We start from the raw sequence: 19895 nt of genomic DNA, 5'->3' as shown, positions 1-19895 counted from the left end.
CGGCAAAGACCGAAGAACAAAATAGAAAACAGAAAACAAGCGCAATTTGACGAATACCTCACTCCTTATGATTAGCGGACTTATCAAGATTAACCAATAAGTTCTCCACTAATATTAGACTAGGCTTGGTTAACCGACCGACAAAAAAAGACGCACCGTTGTGCGCCTTGTGTCATTACTGCAAGCAAGCTTTTGAGTGCTTACATCAACTTAATCGAAGGTGTAGGTAAATACCCTAAAGCCTTCATTGTCTGCCACATTGTCAAACTCTTCAGTCGGCGTAACCCGAGGCAAATAGGTATTTGCAAAACTCTCTGCCGCCTCTAGGTGCGAAGACAGAAACTCAACGGTAACTCCACTTGGACCTATCAGCGTAAAGTTATGCGCATTGGGAAACTCTAATATGTCATTAGGGTCGGCAAGATCATCAGATTTTGCGTTCAAGTAGTTGTTCACTAGGTCACGATTAGAATCCACTTCATCTTCATGAGCAATGCGCGCGTTTGCCACACCAGGCATCCAACTTTGCGATGCGCGGTAGTTATTTGTTACAACATAAAGCTTTTTAGTTAAGTCATTTTCTAACGCTTCACCAGCATACATAATGTTACTAATTCTGCGGCTGTCAGTTTGAATTAAGTTACCATTTGCATCGTAGACTAACTCGCCTATTTCGTTAACTTGGTAGCGAGGAGCTTGGCTAACATCAATGCTATAAGTGAGAAGACTATCGCCATCGGCGTCAAAGCCGCCAAAGAACACATCAAAATTGTAGCTACGGAACTGTTGGTGCAATAAGCGATCACCCTCTTCAGCAACGGTTTGGTATTGCTGAGCAACAATCACTTCCATCCACTCGATAAGATCAGCCACTGTCAACTCAAGTACAGCAGGGGTATTGTTATCAAATACGTAAAGATCTGCCACACTCGCGCGAGTTAACGCATCACCGTCGATGTTGGTATAGTCTTCGCGACCTCCGCGACCACCTTTAAAGGGAGCAGATACCGACAACATAGTAATACTTGAATCTAACACGCCATCATCTTGCCAAGACAAGCCTTGAGAATATTGCGCTTCGTTCACGATTTGCACAGAAATATCTGACTCAACGGCCGAAAAGTAGCTGTTAATTGGCTCATCAATATTGCCTATTTCTTCAGCCATGAAGTCCATGGTTCCTTCATGGTCTGAACTCACTAAATAGTTGACCATTTCATCTTGCAGATAAGGGTCATCTTTTAATGAACGTAAACTCGCGCTGCTCGATTTAACGGCCCAAGTTTCACCTCTGTCAGAGCTTCTTAAGGTTAAATCAATCACCCCAAGGTGATTCCCCCAAAAGCCTGGCATTACGGCGGGTTTACCGAAAATCTTGCCATTAGGCGCATCAACACCTTCCATACCGTCGTAGGTATTGCTTGTTGTTGGGAAGTTGTTGTGGTCATGGCCAAACATCAAGGCATCAATACCGTCAACTTGCGCTAACTGCCAAGAAGCGTTGTCCATAAAGTCTTCATCTCGATCGCCGCCAGACAAACCAGAATGCGGAATAGCAACAATGATATCAGCGCCTTCAGCTTTCATTTTTGGCACATAGTGCTCGGCTGTCATCTTAATATCAGCAAGCATCACCTTACATTCAAGGTAGCGCTTATCCCAATTCAAAATATTAGGCGGAGTGAAACCAATAACCCCAACTTTAACCGTGTAAGTGCCGCCATCTGTAGCAGTAAAATCACGCTCAAGAATTTCATAAGGCGTGAAGTAAGGTTCAAATTGCTCGAAAAATGCAGCGTAGTTACCCGCAAAGTGTTTATCGATATCTACCGCACAAGTCTCTTCATCTACAGCAACATTATTGGTTGGTTGTTTGCCTTCAAACTGATAAACGTTAGCGTTAATGTAAGGAAAATTAGCACCTGAAGTTGCTGCGGCTAGGTAATCTAGCCCATAGTTAAATTCATGATTACCAATGTTACCCACATCGTAGCCTAGGTAATTCATGGCCTTATAAACCGGGTGAACGTTTCGCTCGAGATAAGCGACTCCTAAATTAGCAACGTAATCACCCATCGGGCTACCTTGAATCAAGTCACCGTTGTCAAACAACATGCTGTTTAGCGCTTCCGCTCGCGCTTCCTTAATCAATACCGCTGTACGAGCTAAGCCATAATCTTGAGGGCTCAAGGCATTGTCTTTTGGAGAAGCGAAGTAATTATAAGGCTTCATGTTTGAGTGCAAATCGGTGGTTTCCATCAAACGAAGCTCCATCTCCAATTCATTGTAAGAATTGTTGCTGGAGTTGTCCCAACATGCAGTCAAGCTCACGGTAATGGCTGATGCAAGCAGCAGTTTATTCAGCGGAAAATGATTATCCATTTCAATCTCTAAGTTAAGGTAGTGTAAAAATCGACTACACCATAGGGACCGCAGGTTTCAGTTTTATTAATTGATAAATAAAGTATTTTTAGCATGATTGTTTTACATTTATTGGCTAGATAGCGTTACTAACTAGCTTGCAAGGCACGCCCAGCCCACACTGAGCAGACCACACAAAAGCATCAAATAATTATCACTCTGCAAATCCACCCTAAGACAAATTTCACTTTAGTATTCGCTTTGTTATTTGGAGATAAAGGCTATAATGCCGCCATATTGCAGTACAAGGTTCGGTAGTGTGTTTAAACCTAAAGCAGCCAGTTGGATAAGTTTATATTTTTCAGGATTGTTCTTTGCCTGGGGGATCTTTTTGCCGTTTTGGGCGCTGTGGCTCGAAAGTGAAGGCTTAGATCCTAGCCAAATTGGTATGTTGCTCGGCTTTAGCATGCTGGCACGTTTTCTCGGCAATGTGCTGCTTATGCCGCGAATTAAATCCGCTAAACACCTTTTGCCAGGCGTTCGCTGGGTAAGCTTTGCCAGCATTTTAGTCGTCGCTAGCTTGTGCTGGTTAAACGGCTACTTTTGGCTAACAGTGCTCACGCTTGCCGCTAACTTTTTTATTGCCACCTTAATTCCCCTCGGTGATGCTGTTGCTACTAAGTGGGTAAGCCAGCTGCAACTAGACTACGGCCGCGTTCGGGTATTTGGCTCTATTGCATTTATTGTCTCTTCTACCCTTTTAGGGCTTGGCCTCACTTACTTTTCTCACTCATTAATCTTATATGCAACGCTTGCTTCTTTGGTTGTGATGTGGGGCTTAAGCTTGCTAACGCCCGACAGCCCGTTAGTCGATGATGAAAATGACGGTGAACCAGTAAGCAGCAAGCTATGGCCGGTACTTAAACAAACACACGCACTAAAATTTGTGGCAGTAACCGCGTTAATTCAAGGCTCACACGCTGCATACTATGCCTACAGCACGCTTTATTGGAAAAGCATTGGCTATGCAGAATCAACCATCGGTTACCTATGGTCTATCGGTGTGGCATTAGAAATGAGCATTCTTATCTTTGGCAGTAAATGGTTTAAAAGCTGGAATGCCAACAAAATGTTTTTGCTTGCGGCAGTGGGCGGAGTTATCCGCTGGGGTATTTTTGGTAGCACCGAAGCATTGCCACTGATGATGCTATCGCAAGGCTTGCACGCCTTAACTTTTGCACTTACCCAACTCGCTGCGATTAAATACATCGCATCAGAAGCACCAAGCTCTCAAGCTATCCCGCTGCAGGCATTGTACTCGGCAATCGCGCTAAATATGGGAACCGCCCTACTCACCTTCCTCAGTAGCGCCTTATATGAGCCAATGGGTTCGGGGATTTTTCTAATCATGGGCGGCTTGTCTGCGCTGGCCATTCCGCTATTGTTACTTAACGCTAAGTCAGCTAAAGCCAGCAACTCGTGATTAAGCACCAGCGACAAATTAGCAATGCTGAGTAACAAAAAATCCGAGTGTAATGATTTACACTCGGATTTGTTTTTTAGCTACTGCCTAGCCATAGCTTTGACTAGCGGTACAGTAGTACTACAAAGCAAGCCTTGGTTTAAAAGCTACCTGCAGTTGAAGCACCATTACCGGTGTTCACCGCGTTGTTAGCACCCGATTGCCACTGAATAACATTGCTAGGGTCAGTTTCGTTACGAATAATACATTTCCATTCGATATCCGTCGCTTTAGGAAGCTTGATGGTACCAGTCCAAGTTGGGTAGCTTGTTGGGCTTAACAACACCGCGCTAGCAGCTTGCCAGTTACCCAATGCAGCATTATTACCAACCGCATAAACGCTATCGCCCATATTGGTATTGCCATTGTTACAAGTGAAGCTAACGTCTACTTCATCTGTTGGATCAATTACGCCACCGGTTTCTGCCAGCCACATTCTTGCTGAGCCAGCTGGAACATTCACAGTGTGGTAAGAACTGTTAACCTTAAAGCTTGAACCACTGAATACATCAACATAGTTTTTAGCGCTGTTTAAATTACTCGCGTTAATACTAATGTCTTTCGCATAGCCACATTTGTTAATACCCATTACGCCAGCATCGCCACGGCGCAAAACAATGGCACATTGATCGCTATACAGTACTTCTTCGTCGGCACCTTGAACGCCATTGTGGAATTTAACCATGGCTTTAAGGTTGTCTTGTTTGTAATCATTTACCCAACGGCCATTATCAACACCGGTCGCATCACTAAATACCATTGGCACACCTTCTTGGCGACCCATAATATAAGCGTAAGCAAGGTGTTCATTAGCTTCACTCATAATCTGGTAGCGGAAGCCGTCATTACTTGGGATGTCGTGGGTAATGGTAAAGGTAAGAGCTCGAATACCATCAATCGCTCCGCCCCAAGACTTAGGGTTAGCTAAGGCTTCTAAGCTACCGTTAACATCAAAAGCATCACGTAATGTTTTTAATAGTGGGAAATCATAAGCGCTATGCGAGGTTTCACGTAGGTAAGGTTCTAAGAAGGTATCGTAATCAGCATTACCTGCACCAGCACCAGTGATAATCTCACCAAATAAATACATATCTTGCTTGATGTTAGCGTCGAACACTTGGTTGATATGCCAAGTAGTCATGTGTTTGGCAGCATCAATTCGAAAGCCAGTAACACCCATGTTCTTAATGGCTTGAACATAGCTTTTTTGCTGTGCACGAACCCAGTCATTAGGATCTAAATCTGGTAAACCTGGGTCGCCATTACCACCACAAATACGGCCGTTCATTGATTCCCAAACATCTGTCCAGTTGGTGATACAGAAGCCGGCGTGGAAATCACCAGGAGAAAACAGGTTATTATTTAAATCACCAAACAGTTTTTGTCTATTCCAGTAATCACTGTTACTTGCATAGTTATTGAGGGTATCGCTGCCTGGGAAGTAGGTAGAGTTTCCACGCTCATTGGCCATCTGATTAATTACGATATCAGCATAGGTATTTACTCCGTGCGCTTTCAAGGCATTAATCATGTTTTGGAAATCTTCTTTATTACCGCGGTTGTTATCGATGACTCGATAATCTTGTGGCTGATAGCGTGCCCACCATTGGGTGTTGCTACTATCCGACTTCAGTGGCGGCGCGACTAAGACATTCTTGTAACCAATATCTGCGATTTCAGCTGCCTTTTCGGCTACCTCTGAATATCGCCAATCAAAGGCATGTAAAATAACATCGGCACTGGCCAGCTGTGAAAACACAGCCAATGAAGTACCCAATAGACACGTATTTATTGCATTCGCTTTAGTTTTGTATTTCATTATTAGTAAATCCTTTCCCATGATTACTATATTTAATGAACACAAAGACCAATTTATAGAATTAAATTATATTGTTACGACAACGTTTAAAACAGCAGAAGCATTCAATACATTATTTCTTAGTGCTATTTTTCTTTTACTTTAAGTGAGAGGTACAAAACCGCTCTGTAATCTTGCTTGCAAGCTAAGTCATAATATCTGCATTGTGGAGATCTCCACTATTTTAACGCTGCATCACTGGTCCTTGTGGCTAATTGAGAGTTTATAACTCTTTCGTTTACTGCCTTATCGACGCCGATAACATCAACAAAACATCAACTTCAGGTAATTTACTGACATATCGGTGTGTGTCAACGAAGAGCAAAGGAGATATTCTAAAGTGTGAAGCAAGTGCCTATTACAGCGAGAAATTATTTAATATTACCTAAGAAGAAAGTAATCAAACAATTAAAGCAAAGCTTTTACTGCTAATAAAAGCGAGCTCACCATACAATATTTAAAACATCTATAAATATTGAAATTTTTAATTACATTTATTTTTTCCAATTAAAATTATTATTCCCTTCTTTATTTATCGTTACTATCAAATTACCTCAATGGGATGTAGTGAAAAGCTTGCAAGGAAACAACACTTGCAGCTAGCCAGCCCTTAGATGAACAAAGTTTAATCTTGCCACCAGCCAAACTTTGGTACATTAGGGCCTAGGCGAAAACCAGCTGAGCTTAGCCCCCTAACTTGAATCTTGGGTGATAAGCCCTGATATTAATTAGAGCTTGTTGATCATTCGAGCTGTTATTTTCGGCAGTAAGCAGAGTCGTTTATCCAAGGCAAAGGCTTGACGTACGGTTAGCGTAAATAAGAAGCCAGTAACAGATTAGAAGTGCGCTGAAAATGATGCTGTCTCGAACTCAATTTTGCCACGAACGGTCAATAGACCCTAGTAATCACCCATAAAAGGTTGCAGCTGTATTCATGAATTTTTCTCGACTATCTAGCGTTAAAACGAAAGCCGATGACCTAGCTAAGCTAACTATGGATAAACACATGCGTTTAGCGGTAACGGGCTTAAGTGGCGCAGGCAAAACCGCCTTTATCACCTCCCTAGTCAATCAGTTGCTATTGGGTGCAGAGAACCACCAACTGCCCTTATGGAAGTTAGCCCGTGAACACCGTTTTTTAGGGGCTAAACGCACCCAGCAGCCGCACTTGCATGTAGCCAGTTTTGATTACCAAGGTGGAATGGATGCACTACAAAGCCAGCCGCCACGCTGGCCTTCGCCCACTCACGGGGTGAGTGAAATACGCCTCAAGTTGCGATATACCCCACAATCAATGCTGTGGAGAAAGCTCAACAACACCGCCACACTCAACCTAGATATTGTTGACTACCCTGGCGAGTGGCTACTTGATCTGCCCTTACTTGAGCAAAGTTATGCTCAATGGTGCGAACATATAGAAAGCAGTTTGCAGGACTCGCGCAAAACCGAACTCGCCAGTACTTGGCAAACTATGGTGCAGGACTTAGATATTCATAGCACTGCCGACGAAAATCGCATGGCCGACATTGCCAATACTTACACCGACTACTTGCACCAATGCAAACAACACCTAGGCATGCACCACATTCAGCCGGGTCGATTTGTACTACCCGGTGAGTTGGCGGGTGCGCCAGTGCTGGCATTTTTCCCGCTACCAGCAGCGCTGGCAAATAGTCCTAGCAAAGATAAAAAACAACATAAACAATCATATCTAGGCTTGTTAGAACAACGTTTTGAATACTACAAAGAGCATGTAGTAAAGCAGTTTTACCAGCAGCACTTTATCAAGTTTGACCGACAGATCGTGCTGGTGGATTGCTTAAGCCCTCTCAATAGCGGCCACGATAGTTTTTGCGATATGCAGTTAGCAGTAAACCAAATCTTGCACAGCTTTAACTATGGAAAAACCAGTTTACTGCGCCGCTTGTTTGCTCCCAAAATCGACAAACTTCTGTTTTCCGCCACTAAAGCCGACCATGTAAGCATCGATCAACACAACAACTTGGTGCAACTTCTAAGTGAAGTCGTCGCTGAAGGCAAACGCCATGTGAAATTTGAAGGCATTACCACCGACACTATGGCCTTAGCCTCTATTAAAGCCACACAAAGCGGTAAAGCCCAGCTGAATGGAGAAAGCATTTCTGCCATTAAAGGTATATTGCAAAGTGACGTAGAGAGCCAGCAACAAACCACCTTGTTTCCTGGTGAAGTGCCTAGCCAGTTACCCCAGCAAGATTTTTGGCAGCAACAAGGCTTCGAGTTTAGTCCTTTTCAAGCGCCAATCACTAGCCCTTATCAGGCTCTACCTCATCACCGTATCGACCAAGCGATTGAGTTTTTGCTAGGAGATAAATTTAAATGAATACCCCTATAAAGCAGCGCCAAGTGCTGCATACCGATGAAATCCCAAATGAACAAGCTGAAGAGACACAAGGCAAGCCTGCCCCATTGGCCAGTAAACAAGTGCTCGATGAAGAGCTAAATTGGCAAGAAGACGACACTCTGGAGCAATTAGAACCTCTAGACATTGAACTGCATCCGAAAAAAGCCAGCCCTTGGTTAAAATACGGCTTTAGCGCCGCCTTAGTTATCGCCTTTGGAGAAATGGCGCTAAGCCTTAGTGAACTTTGGCAAAGCTCGCCAACTCGCGGGGCAATATATAGCGCAGTATTAGCCAACATTGTGATGGGTTTAGGAGCAATAAGCTTTAGAGAATTAGCCAAACTACGCCGCCTTAAACACTATCAAAAAGAACACCAACTAGGCGCTGCCTTACTTGACCAAGAGAGCAGTGATGGTTCAAAAGCTAAAGCCTACTGTGAAAAGCTGGCCAAGCTACAAGGCTTAACCGACAGCCAAGAATACTTGAGCTGGAAGAATTGGCTAAGTGACGGTCATACCAACAAAGAGATCGTAAGCTTATACAGCGAAACGGTATTAAGCCCCTTAGATAATCGCGCCAAACAAGTGATTAGCAAATGGTCTAGCGAAGCGGCAGTATTGGTTGCAATAAGCCCCTTAGCACTAGTCGATATGCTAATTATCTTTTGGCGCAATATCAAAATGATTGAAGCCGTTGCCAAAATTTATGGCGTAGAACTGGGTTACTTAAGTCGAATAAAGCTTATCAAACAAGTATTTTCTAACATGATTTACGCAGCTGCGAGCGAAGTTGTAGCCGATGTAGGCAGTGACTTATTAGGCGCAGAACTGACTGCCAAATTATCTGCCAAAGCAGCGCAAGGCATCGGTGCTGGTTTGCTTACTGCCCGCCTTGGTTTCAAAACTATGGAGCAAGTTAGGCCAATACCTTGGACACTCAACAACAAACCCAAGACTCAACAGCTAAAAGGGATTTTACTGGAAAAGATAAAACAGAAAATCGCTAATTAAGCCACCATGGCCGGAAGATTTAGATCATTAGCGCAGATCGCTAGCAACTCACTCTGCTAGGTTTCTGCGCTAGTTGTTTACTCAGCTAAACTCCAAACAATAATGCGTGATGTAAGTGGGTTTAATTATGGCGCTAATTTCACTTTTCAACGGCTTGCGCATACCCACCGAGCTTAGAGGTTTTTAGTCCTAGTTTAATTAGGCTCTCTGCTAAAGATACAGCACAGCTAACCCCGTCTAATACAGGCAAATTATATTTTTTCTGCAGTTTAGTCGCCAAGTCAGTCATGCCCGCACAGCCCAAAACGATAGCTTCAGCATTATCTATAGCAATTGCTTGTTCTATTTCTAAAGAGATCTTGGCCACCGCCTGTGGGTTGTGCTTCTCTAAAGCTAACACTTCAACCTCTGAAGCACGCACATTTATACATTTTTTGCTTAAACCATATAAAGATACATTTTGTTCTAGCAAAGGAACCGAGCGGGCTAAAGTTGTCACCACAGAGAACTTATTCGATATTAACGAGGCCATATGGTAAGCAGCTTCCCCAATACCTATAACGGGTTTGTCTGTTAAACAACGTACCGCGTTAAGGCCTGTATCATCAAAGCAAGCGATGATAATAGCATCGTATGGCGGGCTACTTTTGATTGCAGCTAACATGCCAGGCACACTTAGTGCGCCATCATAATACCCTTCAATTGAAGCAGGCCCCTGCAAAGAATGCCTAGCAATTACTTTTGTGCCCTCACTAGATATTGCATTAGCAGACTGGGCAATTTTGTCAGTCATTTCAGCAGAAGTATTAGGGTTCACCAGCAAAATATTCATACTTCTCCACCTAAATAAGCTGCTTTTATTCGTTCATCATTTATTAAACTGGCAGACTCACCTTCTAGTACAACCTTTCCCGTAGATAAGGCGTAGGTTCGTTTAGAGATAGACATGGCCATTCGGCTATTTTGTTCTACCAAAAGCACGCTAACATCTTGGTCTCGTGAAATGGCAACAATTGAGCGAGCGATGTCTTGCACTAATTTAGGGGCAATCCCCAAGCTTGGCTCATCTAACAACAAAACTTGTGGTTTGGCCATAAGTGCCCTGCCAATCACCATCATTTGCTGCTCGCCGCCTGAAAGTGTGCTTGCTTGCTGGTGATAGCGTTCCCTTAATCGAGGAAAGCGCTCTAATACGCTGTCTAAAGTATTCGCTATGTCGGTTTTATCGCTACGAGTAAACGCCCCCATAAGTAAGTTATCTTTAATAGACATTAGAGGAAAAATCCGCCGACCTTCAGGTACCATCGCGATACCATCTTTAACAATACTTGCAGCGGATGTGCCATCTAAGCGCTGCCCTTGATAGTAAATGGCGCCCGAATGGATACTCGATAAGCCCGTTATAGCCCGCAATATAGAAGACTTACCGGCGCCATTTGCCCCAATCAAAGCAACTGTTTCCCCCTTATTAAGACTTATCGACACACCTTTTAGAGCGTAAACATGATCGTAATAAAGCTCTACATTTTCAAAGCGAAGTATTTCTTCCATTAGTTACATCCCAATTGCGGCGTCTTCAGAGCCTAAATAAGCTTCAATAACTTTTGGATTATTTTGAATTTCTGAAGGTGAACCCTCAGCAATTTTTTGCCCAAAGTTAATAACTACAACGCGGTCTGAAATTTTCATAACGGCTGGCATATCATGTTCAACCAACAGAACAGTCACATTGCGCTCGTCTCTTAAGCGTTTAACTAAATTAACCATTTTCATGGTTTCATCATGATTCATCCCAGCGAAAGGCTCATCAAGCAAAAGCACTAGAGGATCAGTCGCCAAGCCTATTGCCATACCTAATGCTCGCAAATGTCCTTGAGGTAAATTGGAGGCCAGTTCATCTCTAATACTGCCCATGTCCAAAAACTCAATAATGCTATCGGCAGACTTACCAAAACTTTTTTCGTCTTCACGTGCCGCTGCAGTACCCAAGAAAAAACCAAATAGTGATGCCTTAGACCTTAAGTGGTGTGCCGCTACAATGTTTTCTTTTACTGTCATTGAACGAAACACTGTTGTTTCCTGAAATGTTCTAACTACCCCTTTACGCGCCACAATATGGGGAGAAAGGTTATTGATACGCTCGCCATTTAGCAGCACTTCACCACTGCTGGTACTTAAAAAAGAAGATATCAATTGGAATAGTGTTGATTTACCTGCGCCATTTGGCCCAATAACAGACAGTATTTCACCTTGCGCAACGTCAAAGCTAACTTCGTTAACTGCCGTTAAACCACCAAATCGTTTGGTAATAGCTCGTAGTTCTAATAGCTTATTCATGTGCGCCTCTTTTTACGTTCTATAAGGCTTAATACCCCATTTGGTAATACCAACATCAACAAAATGAGTAAGCTGGAGAAAATAAGCATTTGGTATTTCCCGGCTGTAAACAATAAATCCCAACCAAAATACAGCATTAACGTGCCTAACATGGGTCCAAACACATAACCCAAACCACCTAAAAAGCAGTTAAGCATAAAGTTAACACTATCAGCCACTTGGAAGGATGATGGATAAACTGATTGCGAAATTGCCACAAAACTTGCACCAGCAATGCCACCAAAAAATGACGATATTGAATAAGTAACTACCCGTAAATATGCGGTATTAACTCCAATAGAAGCCGACAGTTCTTCGTTTTGCTGCAAGGAGCGACATAAGTGCCCGAGACGCGAATTAACCAATCGCCAGGTCACAGCAAAAACCGCTATCATTAGCGACACCGACATCATATAAAACGCTATCTTCGGGTTATCTAACTCAGCAAAACCAGGGATAATTGTTACACCCATAAGCTGAACTGCTTCAGGTAATGGAATTGAAGTGATGCCTTTAGCGCCTTGGGTAATAGGCAATGCCAGAGCGGTTAATCTCATAACCTCAGTTAATACCAAGGTTACCATCGCAAAATACACCCCGCGCAAGCGCAAAATGGGTAAACCGATAACCACTGAAAGCAATGCGCAAAAAAGTCCAGCTAACGGTAAAGTAAGCCAAAAATTTAGTTGATATTGGGTGATCAGGATTGCTGATACATAACCACCGGCCAACGCAAATGCCCCCTGGCCAATGTTTATCCTGCCAATATAGAAAGTGAGCCATACTCCGGCTGAAGCTATAGACAATAATGCTACAGAGGTAAGGGTATAATAAAAATCGCTACGACCGCTGATTTCAATTGCCAGTGGAACCACAAAATAGACCGACACAAAAAACGCAAGGCAAGCTAAAATATTATGTTTATTCATTTTTAGCCCCATGGTTTACCCATAAGCCCTTGTGGACGTATGGCTAAAAAAATCATTAATGAAACAAAAATGACAAGGTAAGTAATATCTCCATATTGAGACAATACCGATAAACCTACACTTTCGAGCATCCCCAAGATAAATCCACCCGCAATAGCGCCTGAGATAACCCCTGCACCACCAATCATGATCATCATAAAGGCCTTAATTGAAGCCGGCCCTCCCATACCAAGATTGATTCCTGTGATAGTAACCAATAAACCGCCAACTACCCCGGCCAAACTCGCACCTAAAGCAAAGCCAATCATTTGATAGCGATCTACATTCACCCCCATTAGTTGTGCAGCAACCTTATCTTGAGCTAATGCACGCATGGCTCGACCAAGTTTGGAATACTGCATAAACACAATAAAACCGATAATCATAGCAACAGCGATAAGGCCTATCACAATGCGGTCGTAAGGCATGATGATTCGAAAGTCCCAATTAAATACCCCATCGATTATTTTGGGTACTCCACGCTGTTTTTCGCCAAAAACCAGCAAAATAATAGAATCAAGGAAAAAGGCGATACCTGCCGCCAACAACATTGAACTCTCGTCTCTTTTTGACTTTTTGATAACTGGCCTGAACAAGTACTTTTCGATTAAGCCACCCACTACCGCCAAAATTACCGCTGAAAGCCCCAATCCCACTAGAAATGGGAGTTCAAATTGAACCACCACTGTATAGGTAACAAACCCACCTAATACGTACATTTGCCCATGAGCAAAATTAAGCACATTCATCAAAGAAAATATAAGTGTTAAGCCCAGTGCAATTAGCGCATACTGCGCCCCTAAATAGAGCCCATTTACAATAATCTGTTCCATCATGCCTCCTTGCTAATACACGAGCCAATACTTAAAAAATGATAAGCATTGGCTCTAGCTACTGCTGACAACGAAACTAATCAACGGTTGCTACAAACAGAGTTTCAAACTTACCGTCTTTATAAACGTTCACGACCAATGGCACTGCAACTTGGCGCTTCTGACCGAAAGAAGATGTGCCTACGTAACTTAATTTTGCTTCACCAACCATATAAGGGTTTGGCGCTTCAAAACTATCCATCGTTTTCTGAAATTGGGTAACATCTGAAATGGCTGAAGGGTTAGCTTTAAGGGTCTCAATAATGTACTCAAGTGCATAAACCTTGGTATTGGACTCATCGTTATACTCACCAAATTTTTTGGTATATCGCTCAACAAATTCTCGCATCATGTCGGAAGCCAATTCTGGCGTAGAAGCGCCGCCAACCGATACAAATCCATTTGCTAAACTACCGGCGCCTTCTTTTAGTACATTTGCATCTTGCGCGGTTTCAGTAGAAATAAAGCCTGTAAATCCAAGCTCCCTAGCTGAACGAATCAACTGGGGAGCATTAGCTGGAGAAACTCCTGATAACACCAGTAACTCAGGACGAGACTTAATCACAGGCAGCAACACGGGTGTAAAATCCGTCGTATCAACTTGATAAGTTACATTGCTTGAAACCACCTCTAAACCGAGCTTAGTTGCCGCAGCAACTCCACCATCTCTTTGGCTCAATGGATCAGACTCATTGGCAGCGACAAAGGCAACTTTTTTCACCCCCTCCTGCTTCATGAAGTACTCATAGATCGCAGGCCCAGATTGATAATTCGCCACCATTCCCAACACTGCATTGGAAGCAGGTTTGGTGTATAAGCTTTTCGGAAAAGCATAGGGGAAATACATAATGCTTTTTTGCTCAGCGACTGGCCTTACTGCCGCTGCACCATCATCAACGTTAGGCCCCACCACATAGTGAATACCTTCTTGAGCCATTTTCTCCATACCCGCTATGGCACGTTTCGGATCTTTTTGGTCATCAAAAGCTACAATTTCAATATCATAAGTAGTATCACCAATGGTTACCCCACCGATTTCATTTATCCACTCAGCACGCGTTTCCATAGAGCGTTGGTTTGAAATCCCCCAAGCGGCAGCAGGGCCAGAAGTCACCCCTACAAATCCAACTTTTAATACAGGGTTAGCCGCAAACGCAAAAGTGCTGATACTCGCACTCATTACACTTGCCATCAAAGCATGTTTAATAATATTTCGATGTTTCATTGTATGGCCTCCTTTATGGCTCACAATAACGCTTCAATCTAAACAAAAGTTAACTGACTACTATGACTCATCACATTGGTAACAATAAAAAAATAATTGTTAACAATAACATCCGACGATTGTTAACAAGCAAGCTGTATGCCATACTCCAGAAACGTTTACAGTAATTGTTAAACTAGCCACAAAGGCCTTATTCTATGGGGTTTATGCAAGACTCATTTTGGCTAGGTGTTAAGTGTCAATGAGCTAGAAGTTATAAAAATCACTTAAAATTGATTGAATATGGTGCAATGTGACTTAAAATGCGGCACTGCTTGCCAGCAAAGGAAGGTTAAATATCTCGATGGACAGCAAGAAAATGTCAGAAACAGCTGAAGAAACCATGATCGTAGAAAAAATCTACGAAGCCATTATTGATCAACGGCTATCGCCCGGTACCAAATTGTCTGAATCAGACTTATGCAAAGCTTTCGATATTAGCCGTATGAAAGTGCGTAGGGCTCTCTTAACCTTGGCAAATAGGCAGCTTGTTGTTTTACAACCCAACAAAGGAGCCTTTGTCGCTAGCCCTACAGCTAAACAAGCCAAAGACGTTTTTGAGACTCGCTTAGCGTTAGAGCCCACCATCATTCGTTTAGCGATTCAACGCTCAAGTAAACAAAGCATCAACAGTTTAGAGAACTTACTGAAGCAAGAGTTCATCGCTCATCAACAAGGCGATAGGCGTAAAGCGATTCATTTATCTGGCCAGTTTCATATTGGTCTTGCTCAAATGGCAGATAATCAAGTGATGCTAAACTTGGTTAAAGATCTGGTTACCCAATCTTCGCTAATTATTGGAATGTTTGGTTCAGCGGGCATGAATAACTGCCGAGACGATGAGCATCAGCGCATAATTGAAGCAATACAACAAGGCGATGAAGATGCCGCAGCTCAATTAATGCAACAACATATTCACCACATTAAAGCCAATATTAATTTAGACAACAAACTTGAGGCCACGCCAGACCTAGCAAGCTTATTTTTTGAATAACAATAAGATCAACCAAGCGTTTAGATCTGATGCGTACATATCCTCAAATAGCAGCCAGCAAAAAATGGATATTTATTTAACCATCAGCCACCTAGCCTTAAAGTAACTTGAAGTAAGCTTTTGCATTTTAAACCTTGGATATCTCCGTGCCCGTCACCGGAAGAATCATAGTAAGCACAAACTCTTCATAGAATACAGCGCTTTCCCACCATTGCTCGGGAAAATTACTATTTGGAGGGTTAATCTCAATTTGCTCTTTATACGTTTTGGGGTCATTAGCCCTATTTTCCGCAACAGGATCTGGCTCTGGCTAACGAACAGATGTGCAGGCCGCCAAGGTGGCGACGAGCACTATGCTGAGTAGGTTGTATCTCATGGTCTTTCCCTTGCTGTTATCGCTTTAGAAGTTTTGTGAGGCACTCAAACTATAAAAGTAATAGATTTAAACCAGCAGAGCGGAAAGCCTAAACATTAACTATTGTGTTCGGTGTAATTAAGCAAGCGCCTTAATAAACAAAAATTGGGGGTGCTCACTTAAACGTTGGTATTGCTCCGGTGAGATTGTTTTTAGTGCTTCACTAGGTTTACCTTCACTTAACTCGGTAATCACCATTTCATGATCGGTAAGCGCGGCTATCAAAGCAGAGAGCGGCCTGCGGTAAAAGCTCACCTCAACTGGTTTGCCAACCGTATCCCACATTTCTGTTACTCGCTCGGTTGCAAAGTAGTTACCACTGGGGCTCGCTTCAATATCTACCATCGGATGATGAGTAGAAAACACAAAGCTACCACCACCCTTTAGTACGCGCTTCACATCTGCAAATAGCGGATTTAGATCTTGCAGATAATGCAGCATTAAAGGGCAGATCACTAAGTCATAACTGGCATCCGCTTCCTCTAGCAATCCCGAGGCTAAATCTTGCTGATACACCTTTAACTGAGTAGCCAATTTTTGCTTTACCAAGGCCACCATCTCACTTGAACTGTCAATCGCCGTTACTTTAGCGCCTTTAGTTAATAAATACTCTGCATACACGCCTGAGCCACAGCCTAAATCGAGCACTGTTTTACCCGCCATTTCACCTAACATGGCTTGCAAAGAAGGGCGTTCGTAATGCGCGTTGTAAATGTTGTCTTGAATAGCCACATCGTATTCTTTGGCATAAGTAGAATACATAGCAGGTTTTTGAGGCATAGATTTAGCCTTTAAGTTAGCGCTTTGCTGCTGAGAAAGTTGAGGGTGAATTGAATACTCTAAAGTGCTTGAGCCACTAAACCCAAGCAACCAGTTTAGATAGGGATAATACTCTCGTTTTACTTGTTTAAAACCTTTAGCAAGGTAAAGCTTTTTGGCTCTTAGATTACTGTCGATGACATCTAAGCGCACCTTAGAAAATCCCTGCACTTGCGCTTGGTGAATAATGCCATCTAACAACATAGAGCCTAAACCCTTACCCCGGTATTCTTCTGCCACTGCGATGCCGTCCATCACCATAGTGTGCTGACTTGGTTTACGTTCAAACAAGCTAAATACTAAAGCTGCCCAAGCGCCTTTTACGTAGCCCAACAAATCAACCAAACCTTGCCAGCCAACTCCGCTGGTAAACCCTGCTTTAGGGGTTTGAAAACCCGCCACTGCAACTAAACGCCCTTGGTCGATTACCGACAGCGCATATTCAGGCTTAAAAGACTGGGCCAACAGCGCGATACGCTGCTGTTGATTGGGAACCGCCAAGCGAAATTTTTGGCCAAAGGCTTGTTCGTACAAGGCTGCGGCCGTCTTCCTGTGATGTTCTGGCCAGCTTTGTTGAACTGTAAACTGAGCTTTTTCCATAACCCGATTCCTAAAACAATACCCACCTAATAAGCTTTCTAGCTACAACACCAATGCCATTACCCAATCGTCCATAACATAACCTTGGCCAATATCGGTGCATTGCTCAGCTACTTTAACAAAACCCATTTTTTGATATGCAGCTATAGAGTCATGATTATGTCGGTTTACTGTCAGCGTTATTTGCTGCAAGCCAAATTCATTGGCAAGTTGTTTGGCAAAATTCATTGCTTGTTTAGCAAAACCTCGACCTCGAAAACGAGAATGTACGTAAATCTTACTTAAAAATAGCTGCTGTTCCTGTCGCTGAACCCCTAGGTAACCTAGGTTTTCACCTTCACTCTGCAACAGATAGTAATAATACTGCTCGGTCTCAATTTGCTCAGCTACGCGGGTAGCAGAGTGAAAAGTCCTAAGCATGTACTCCACCTGCTCAACACCAATAATCGGCGTATAATGCTCTAGCCATATCTCTCTGGCCAACTCTGTAAGCTGTTGAATATCATGTTGATTACTTACTTGATGAAACACCCTACCTCCTTTTTTCAACGAATATAGCTACGATTAATCTCACTTAATTATCCTAAGCGCACCCTAGCATGAGAACCAAGGCCTACCAAACAGCAGCAAAAACACAAAGCTAAGGGTAGATTGATCTAAATTGCACCAATGTCACAGTTTTAAGGTAGAATCGCCGCTCATTTTAACAACGTTAGCTGTTAGCCTACTTCGGCTTGTTTAGCACTCACTAAAGGTTTGCCCATATATGATTAAACTTATCGCCCTAGATATGGACGGCACACTTCTCAATGACGAGAAAAAAATCACTCCGCGCACTTATCAAGCTATTCAGCAAGCTAAGCAAGCGGGTGTAAAAGTAGTACTTGCATCGGGTCGTCCGCTAGAAGGTTTACGCCCTTATTTAGAGCAACTTGAGCTAACCAGCGAACAAGATTTTGTTATTTCCTATAACGGCTCTTTAGTACAGCGTGTAGGCAGTGGAGAAATCATTCATAAAACCACGCTCAACGGCAGCGATGGTACACAGCTAGCCAAAGTAGCTGAGCAACTAGGTGTTTTTATTCATGCCTTCTCTGCAGAGCATGGCCTTATTACTCAACAGCACAATCCTTGGACTGATATAGAATCTTCTATTAACGGCATGGATGTAAGTGAAGTTAACTTTGCCTCACTGCAAGCAAACGATGCACTTACCAAAATTATGTTTGTAGCTGAAGAAAGCATTCTCGATAAAGCGATTGCCAACTTGCCTGCTGAGTTACGCAAACAATACACAGTAGTGCGCAGTGCGCCGTTTTTCTTAGAGTTTTTGCACCGTGACAGCAACAAAGGTGTAGGTGTAGAGCAGCTAGCCAATATCTTGGGTTTAAATGCATCTCAGGTAATGTGTGCTGGTGACGCCGACAACGACCGCCATATGCTGCAATACGCGGGTTTAGCGGTTGCGATGGCAAACGCAGATCCTGAAATTAAAGCAATGGCTAATTACATAGCCCCAAGCAATAAAGAAGATGGGGTTGCTGTAGCCATTGAAGAAAATGTACTAAGTACGCTTTGCCCAACCAGTTAAGCTAAACGGTAAGTAAACAGTAATAAAGGCGAAGCTAAAACCCTTAGCTTCGCCTTTATCTATTAAGTACCGTTCTCATTCCTAGCAAAAACAAGTCCTAAACCTTCCATTTAAAACCTGCTTGACTAATTTATAAGTTTTATAAAAACAACAGCAAACAAACACCATCACACAAGACAAATAAGTCATAAGCCTTACAAAAGCCAATGAATTTTTTTAGCTATTTTAGTTATACGAACAGCAAACAAGCATCCGATTCTCGGCATATTGTTATTAGTTTTACCGATGCTATATTTCGCGCTCAGATAACTGATTAATAAGGAAATTCTAAAATGAGCACTAAGAAAACCGTAGGTATCGTTGTGGCAGTAATTGGTGTGATTCTAATTGCTATTGGTGGCTTTAGCCTTAATGACATCGCAGTCGCAGAGCAACAAGCACAAGCCTTAGGCGGTTTATTTGGTGGTGCTGGGAATGATTTACTGGGCGGGCTAGGTTTAGATGCGGCATTAGAAGCACAAAAAAACAAAGCTTATGGGTTTATTGTATTTGGTATAGCAGCCATTGTAGGTGGTGTTTACATGCTAAAAACCGCCACTGAAGAAAACACCAAAGCAGCTTAATTTAAATCAACAATGCTCACTTAATTCCGTTTATCTAGAGAGCATGCTATTAAGTAAGCCCAATAATAAATCCGAGTGACTAAGCCCACTCGGATTATTCAATAAACTCAAAAAAGACCTTTCTGTTGGTCCTTATAAACAAGCCCTCGATATTTAGTAGAAGCATTTAGGAACTAACTCGTCATTGTTTAACCCTCAAGCTGCAACTTCCTCTTTGGTTTAACACCACAAAACGGTTT

At 42.8% G+C, this 19895-nt stretch carries 16 protein-coding genes; 6 read left to right on the top strand and 10 right to left on the bottom strand.

What is annotated here, in order from left to right; all coding sequences use genetic code 11:
• Positions 1-210: 210 nt before the first annotated feature.
• Positions 211-2382, bottom strand: a complete 2172-nt coding sequence (locus ACYFDN_RS13445) for a bifunctional 2',3'-cyclic-nucleotide 2'-phosphodiesterase/3'-nucleotidase (protein ID WP_483511539.1) — start codon at positions 2380-2382, stop codon at positions 211-213.
• A gap of 298 nt (positions 2383-2680) precedes the next feature.
• Here ACYFDN_RS13445 and ACYFDN_RS13440 point away from each other — a divergent pair, with 298 nt between their 5' ends.
• Positions 2681-3844 carry a 3-phenylpropionate MFS transporter gene (locus ACYFDN_RS13440; RefSeq protein WP_483511537.1) on the top strand — a complete coding sequence of 388 codons (1164 nt, stop codon included), beginning with the start codon at positions 2681-2683 and terminating at the stop codon, positions 3842-3844.
• Positions 3845-3983: 139 nt separating this feature from the next.
• Here the strand turns inward: ACYFDN_RS13440 and ACYFDN_RS13435 are convergent, their stop codons facing one another.
• Positions 3984-5702, bottom strand: coding sequence for a carbohydrate-binding module family 20 domain-containing protein (locus tag ACYFDN_RS13435; RefSeq protein WP_483511535.1), 1719 nt, complete (start codon positions 5700-5702; stop codon positions 3984-3986).
• A 973-nt stretch (positions 5703-6675) separates the two neighbouring features.
• Here ACYFDN_RS13435 and ACYFDN_RS13430 point away from each other — a divergent pair.
• The gene (locus ACYFDN_RS13430; RefSeq protein ID WP_483511534.1) at positions 6676-8103 is read left to right on the top strand and encodes a YcjX family GTP-binding protein; all 1428 of its coding nucleotides are present in this window, start codon (positions 6676-6678) and stop codon (positions 8101-8103) included.
• Complete coding sequence (locus tag ACYFDN_RS13425) at positions 8100-9134, top strand: YcjF family protein (RefSeq protein ID WP_483511533.1); 1035 nt, start codon at positions 8100-8102, stop codon at positions 9132-9134. Before ACYFDN_RS13430 ends, ACYFDN_RS13425 begins: the two co-directional genes overlap by 4 nt.
• A 139-nt stretch (positions 9135-9273) precedes the next feature.
• Here ACYFDN_RS13425 and ACYFDN_RS13420 read toward each other — a convergent pair whose 3' ends face one another.
• From ACYFDN_RS13420 to ACYFDN_RS13395, 6 genes are all read right to left on the bottom strand, one after another.
• The gene (locus ACYFDN_RS13420; protein ID WP_483511531.1) at positions 9274-9966 is read right to left on the bottom strand and encodes an aspartate/glutamate racemase family protein; all 693 of its coding nucleotides are present in this window, start codon (positions 9964-9966) and stop codon (positions 9274-9276) included.
• A complete protein-coding gene (locus tag ACYFDN_RS13415; RefSeq protein WP_483511529.1) occupies positions 9963-10685 on the bottom strand; it encodes an ABC transporter ATP-binding protein in 723 nt (240 codons plus the stop codon). The genes ACYFDN_RS13420 and ACYFDN_RS13415 overlap by 4 nt, the downstream gene beginning before the upstream one ends.
• A gap of 3 nt (positions 10686-10688) precedes the next feature.
• On the bottom strand, positions 10689-11471 hold the full coding sequence (locus ACYFDN_RS13410; RefSeq protein ID WP_221077220.1) for an ABC transporter ATP-binding protein: 783 nt from the start codon (positions 11469-11471) through the stop codon (positions 10689-10691).
• The gene (locus ACYFDN_RS13405) at positions 11468-12439 is read right to left on the bottom strand and encodes a branched-chain amino acid ABC transporter permease (RefSeq protein ID WP_483511528.1); all 972 of its coding nucleotides are present in this window, start codon (positions 12437-12439) and stop codon (positions 11468-11470) included. Before ACYFDN_RS13405 ends, ACYFDN_RS13410 begins: the two co-directional genes overlap by 4 nt.
• 2 nt (positions 12440-12441) lie before the next feature.
• Complete coding sequence (locus ACYFDN_RS13400) at positions 12442-13311, bottom strand: branched-chain amino acid ABC transporter permease (protein WP_221076614.1); 870 nt, start codon at positions 13309-13311, stop codon at positions 12442-12444.
• A 76-nt stretch (positions 13312-13387) separates the two neighbouring features.
• Positions 13388-14575: an ABC transporter substrate-binding protein gene (locus tag ACYFDN_RS13395; protein WP_483511527.1), complete on the bottom strand. Its 1188-nt coding sequence runs from the start codon at positions 14573-14575 to the stop codon at positions 13388-13390.
• A gap of 343 nt (positions 14576-14918) precedes the next feature.
• On the opposite strand from ACYFDN_RS13395, the gene ACYFDN_RS13390 reads away from it, so the two are divergent.
• Complete coding sequence (locus ACYFDN_RS13390; RefSeq protein WP_483511525.1) at positions 14919-15608, top strand: GntR family transcriptional regulator; 690 nt, start codon at positions 14919-14921, stop codon at positions 15606-15608.
• Positions 15609-16101: 493 nt separating this feature from the next.
• Here ACYFDN_RS13390 and ACYFDN_RS13385 read toward each other — a convergent pair whose 3' ends face one another.
• The gene (locus ACYFDN_RS13385; RefSeq protein WP_483511524.1) at positions 16102-17442 is read right to left on the bottom strand and encodes a GNAT family N-acetyltransferase; all 1341 of its coding nucleotides are present in this window, start codon (positions 17440-17442) and stop codon (positions 16102-16104) included.
• Positions 17443-17484: 42 nt separating this feature from the next.
• Positions 17485-17973, bottom strand: coding sequence for a GNAT family N-acetyltransferase (locus ACYFDN_RS13380; protein ID WP_483511523.1), 489 nt, complete (start codon positions 17971-17973; stop codon positions 17485-17487).
• 235 nt (positions 17974-18208) lie between these two features.
• Here ACYFDN_RS13380 and yidA point away from each other — a divergent pair, with 235 nt between their 5' ends.
• On the top strand, positions 18209-19033 hold the full coding sequence (gene yidA, locus ACYFDN_RS13375) for a sugar-phosphatase (RefSeq protein ID WP_483511522.1): 825 nt from the start codon (positions 18209-18211) through the stop codon (positions 19031-19033).
• 332 nt (positions 19034-19365) lie between these two features.
• Positions 19366-19656, top strand: a complete 291-nt coding sequence (locus tag ACYFDN_RS13370; protein WP_016401275.1) for a hypothetical protein — start codon at positions 19366-19368, stop codon at positions 19654-19656.
• Positions 19657-19895 lie beyond the last annotated feature (239 nt).

This window comes from Agarivorans sp. D1326, from assembly GCF_056958115.1.
The sequence above is the reverse complement of the archived record's forward strand: the minus strand, read 5'-3'. Positions and strand labels throughout refer to the sequence as shown.

Coding starts and splice junctions, on each gene's coding strand:
- ACYFDN_RS13445 (WP_483511539.1), bottom strand. CDS start 2,382: ATGGATAATCATTTTCCGCTGAATAAACTGCTGCTTGCATCAGCCATT.
- ACYFDN_RS13435 (WP_483511535.1), bottom strand. CDS start 5,702: ATGAAATACAAAACTAAAGCGAATGCAATAAATACGTGTCTATTGGGT.
- ACYFDN_RS13430 (WP_483511534.1), top strand. CDS start 6,676: ATGAATTTTTCTCGACTATCTAGCGTTAAAACGAAAGCCGATGACCTA.
- ACYFDN_RS13425 (WP_483511533.1), top strand. CDS start 8,100: ATGAATACCCCTATAAAGCAGCGCCAAGTGCTGCATACCGATGAAATC.
- ACYFDN_RS13420 (WP_483511531.1), bottom strand. CDS start 9,966: ATGAATATTTTGCTGGTGAACCCTAATACTTCTGCTGAAATGACTGAC.
- ACYFDN_RS13415 (WP_483511529.1), bottom strand. CDS start 10,685: ATGGAAGAAATACTTCGCTTTGAAAATGTAGAGCTTTATTACGATCAT.
- ACYFDN_RS13410 (WP_221077220.1), bottom strand. CDS start 11,471: ATGAATAAGCTATTAGAACTACGAGCTATTACCAAACGATTTGGTGGT.
- ACYFDN_RS13405 (WP_483511528.1), bottom strand. CDS start 12,439: ATGAATAAACATAATATTTTAGCTTGCCTTGCGTTTTTTGTGTCGGTC.
- ACYFDN_RS13400 (WP_221076614.1), bottom strand. CDS start 13,311: ATGGAACAGATTATTGTAAATGGGCTCTATTTAGGGGCGCAGTATGCG.
- ACYFDN_RS13395 (WP_483511527.1), bottom strand. CDS start 14,575: ATGAAACATCGAAATATTATTAAACATGCTTTGATGGCAAGTGTAATG.
- ACYFDN_RS13390 (WP_483511525.1), top strand. CDS start 14,919: ATGGACAGCAAGAAAATGTCAGAAACAGCTGAAGAAACCATGATCGTA.
- ACYFDN_RS13385 (WP_483511524.1), bottom strand. CDS start 17,442: ATGGAAAAAGCTCAGTTTACAGTTCAACAAAGCTGGCCAGAACATCAC.
- yidA (WP_483511522.1), top strand. CDS start 18,209: ATGATTAAACTTATCGCCCTAGATATGGACGGCACACTTCTCAATGAC.
- ACYFDN_RS13370 (WP_016401275.1), top strand. CDS start 19,366: ATGAGCACTAAGAAAACCGTAGGTATCGTTGTGGCAGTAATTGGTGTG.